We start from the raw sequence: 1,663 nt of genomic DNA on the forward strand, positions 1-1,663 counted from the left end.
GCGCCACCGCCGCCGAGATGGCCATCGCCGATTTCGGCGGCCAGGTGCTGGGCAAGAAGATCGACCTGCTGGTGGCCGACCACCAGAACAAAGCCGACATCGCCGCCGCCCGCGCGCGCGAGTGGTACGACACGCAGAAGGTCGACGCCATCATGGACGTGGCCGGCTCCGCGCCGGCGCTGGCGGTGCTGGAGGTGGCGCGCGAGAAAAAGCGCATCGTGGTCTACAGTGGCCCCGGCACCGAGCGCATCACCAACGATCTGTGCTCGCCCTACTCGGTGCACTACACCTACGACACCTGGTCGCTGGCCAACACCACCGCGCGCGCCACGGTGGAGCAAGGCGGCAAGAGCTGGTATTTCCTGACCGCCGACTACGGTTTCGGCTACACGCTGCAGGCCTCGGCCACCGAGGTGGTCAAGGCCAATGGCGGCACCGTGCTGGGCGCGGCGCGCCATCCGCTGGGCTCGTCGGACTTCGCCTCCTATCTGCTGCAGGCCCAGGCCAGCCGCGCGCAGGTCATCGGGCTGGCCAACGCGGGCGGCGACACGGTCAACGCGATCAAGGCGGCCAGCGAATTCGGGCTGACCCGCGGCGGCCAGAAGATGGCCGGCCTGCTGCTGTACATCAACGACATCCACGCCATCGGCCTGGAAGCCGCCGCCGGCCTGACGCTGACCGAGGCCTTCTACTGGGACCTGAACGAGCAGACCCGCGCCTGGTCCAAGCGCTACTACGACAAACTTGGCAAAATGCCGAACATGAGCCAGGCGGGCACGTATTCCTCGGTCATGCATTACCTGAAGGCGGTCCAGGCCGCCGGCACCGACGACGCCGCCGCGGTCATGAAACAGATGAAGGCCATGCCCATCAACGACTTCTTCGCCACCAACGGCCGCATCCGCGAGGACGGCCGCATGGTGCACGATATGTACCTGTTCGAGGTCAAGAAGCCGTCCGAGTCGAAGCAGCCGTGGGACTACTACAAGCTGCTGGCCACGCTGCCGGGCGACCAGGCCTTCATGCCCCTGTCGAAATCCTCGTGCCCGCTGGTCAAGCAGGCCGGGGCAGCCAAGGACTGACCATGCACACCCAGCGCCCCATCCCCGCCACCATCGCCGCCGTCATCCGCGACGGCCAGGTGCTGCTGGTGCGCCGCGCCAATCCCCCGGACCAGGGGCGCTGGGCTTTTCCGGGCGGCAAAATCGAGCTGGGCGAACGCATCGAGGACGCGGCCGCGCGCGGGCTGTTCGAAGAACCCGGCGTCCCCGCCGAGCCGCTGACGGTGTTCGACGCGGTCGACGTGTTCGACCACGACGCCGACGGCCTGCTGCGCCGCCACTACATCCTGGTGGCCGTGCTGTGCCGCTGGCTCTCGGGCGAGCCGGTGGCCGGCGACGACGCCAGCCAGGCGCGCTGGGTGCCGCTGGCCGAGCTGGACGCGCAGGCGCTGGCCCTGAGCTTCGGCGTGGCGGTCGTGGCGCGCAAGGCGGCGGCGCTGGCGGGCTGAACCGCGCCGCTCCTCCCGTCACCCCCGCCGCGCATTCCCCTATGATGGACGGCCACGCCGCTCATCCCGCCCGCCCCATGTTCGACGCCTACCTGCAACGCTGGAACCTCGCGCCCGCCGGCGCCCCGATCACCACGCCGGCCGCCCGCCTGC

2 protein-coding genes are annotated in these 1,663 nt (G+C 69.8%); both read left to right on the forward strand.

Annotation, left to right across the window (positions count from 1 at the left end; genetic code table 11):
• Positions 1–1,082, forward strand: a 1,082-nt coding sequence (locus tag KDH83_RS30575; RefSeq protein ID WP_212322771.1) for an ABC transporter substrate-binding protein, incomplete at its 5' end; no start/stop codon positions are given.
• A 2-nt stretch (positions 1,083–1,084) separates the two neighbouring features.
• On the forward strand, positions 1,085–1,510 hold the full coding sequence (locus tag KDH83_RS30580) for an NUDIX hydrolase (RefSeq protein ID WP_212322773.1): 426 nt from the start codon (positions 1,085–1,087) through the stop codon (positions 1,508–1,510).
• Positions 1,511–1,663: the final 153 nt, after the last annotated feature.

The organism is Achromobacter sp. Marseille-Q0513 (genome assembly GCF_018195695.1).
Lineage (GTDB): Bacteria > Pseudomonadota > Gammaproteobacteria > Burkholderiales > Burkholderiaceae_B > Achromobacter.

Bases quoted from the DNA above. Each gene is read 5' to 3' on its own strand.
- KDH83_RS30580 (WP_212322773.1), top strand. From the start codon at position 1,085: ATGCACACCCAGCGCCCCATCCCCGCCACCATCGCCGCCGTCATCCGC.